The following is a 1,369-nucleotide window of genomic DNA, read 5'->3' as shown; positions in this document are numbered from 1 at the left end:
GCGCGCCGCGGACCTGGCCGAAGGGCGCGTTTCGGCGGGCGCGTTCCGGTGGAGCGTCCCGTTCCGGTGGAGCGCCCTGAGGGAGCCCGCCGGGAGCCAGGTCTCATCGATCCCGGCGCCGCCCCCGCGTCTCACTCACCCCAGAAAGCTCAGCCGCACCTGGCGGTCCGGGTTGTCCCGGTTGGTGTCCACGAGGCAGACCGACTGCCAGGTGCCCAGTTCCAGGCGGCCGGCGACGACCGGGAAGGTCGCGTGGGGCGGGACGATCGCGGGCAGGACGTGGTCGCGGCCGTGACCCGGGCTGCCGTGGCGGTGGTGCCAGCGGTCGTCGGCCGGTAGCAAGGTGTGGAGCGTGGACAACAGGTCGTCGTCGCTGCCGGCGCCGGTCTCGATGACGGCGACCCCGGCGGTCGCGTGGGGCACGAACACGTTGAGCAGCCCGTCCCGGCCCGGGGCCACCTCGCGCAGGAACTGCACGCAGGCGCGGGTGAGATCGTGCACCGCCTCCGACGAGCCGGTGGGGACTTCGATCACGCGTGTGGTGAAGGCATCGGACATGGCTCCATCCTCGCCCATGGACCGGGATCCCGCGTCCGAAGAACGAGACACCCGTTGACCGTAGCCGTACGGTCTCGCTACGTTCCTGGGCATGTCGCGTTCAGTTCTGCTCACCACGCGCGGTCACATCGACCTGCTGCGGGTGGCCTCCGCCGCCTGTCACCACGGCTGCTGACGCCTTCTCGGCTGTTCTGCTGACTCCCGCTTTCCCCTCTCTTCTCCTTCGCTGTCCCAGTCCGTGTGCTGCCCATGCGCACGGACGCTGACGCGTACCCCTCCCCCAGCCCTCCGCACATCCGTGGAGCCCTCATGACCATCAGCCATGCCCCGCCGGATATTTCGGCAAAAGCCACTGCACCTGCTGCCGCCCCCGCCCTCGAACCTCTCACCTCCACCACCGCCCGCCGTGCCCGCGTCCCGCGCTGGCTGCGCCGCGCCACAGGGCCCGTACTGCTCCTCGTGCTCTGGCAGCTGCTCAGCGGGCTCGGCGTCCTGCCGCCCGAGGTGCTCGCCTCCCCCGGCACCATCGCCCGCGTCGGGGCCGACCTCGTAGCGGACGGTTCGCTGCCCGCCGCGATGGCCACCTCGCTCCGGCGCGTCGCCATCGGGCTGCTGTTCGGCACGCTCGTCGGCGCCGCGCTCGCGCTGGTCTCCGGGCTGTTCCGGATCGGCGAGGACCTGGTGGACGCCTCCGTCCAGATGCTGCGCACAGTGCCGTTCGTGGGGCTGATCCCGCTGTTCATCATCTGGTTCGGCATCGGCGAGGCCCCGAAGGTCGCCATCATCACGATGGGCGTCTCCTTCCCCCTCT

The 1,369-nt window shown here is 71.2% G+C and carries 3 protein-coding genes; 2 read left to right on the top strand and 1 reads right to left on the bottom strand.

Annotated elements, in window-relative coordinates:
- Positions 1 to 135 precede the first annotated feature (135 nt).
- Positions 136 to 558: a YjbQ family protein gene (locus AOK16_RS24540; RefSeq protein WP_055474286.1), complete on the bottom strand. Its 423-nt coding sequence runs from the start codon at positions 556 to 558 to the stop codon at positions 136 to 138.
- A 91-nt stretch (positions 559 to 649) separates the two neighbouring features.
- On the opposite strand from AOK16_RS24540, the gene AOK16_RS29365 reads away from it, so the two are divergent.
- The gene (locus tag AOK16_RS29365) at positions 650 to 733 is read left to right on the top strand and encodes a putative leader peptide (RefSeq protein ID WP_398718048.1); all 84 of its coding nucleotides are present in this window, start codon (positions 650 to 652) and stop codon (positions 731 to 733) included.
- A 134-nt stretch (positions 734 to 867) separates the two neighbouring features.
- The coding region (locus tag AOK16_RS24535) for an ABC transporter permease (protein WP_420865402.1) at positions 868 to 1,369 on the top strand (502 nt) is incomplete at its 3' end.

Source organism: Streptomyces pathocidini (genome assembly GCF_001418495.1).
Taxonomy (GTDB): Bacteria; Actinomycetota; Actinomycetes; order Streptomycetales; family Streptomycetaceae; genus Streptomyces; species Streptomyces pathocidini.
The sequence above is the reverse complement of the archived record's forward strand: the minus strand, read 5'-3'. Positions and strand labels throughout refer to the sequence as shown.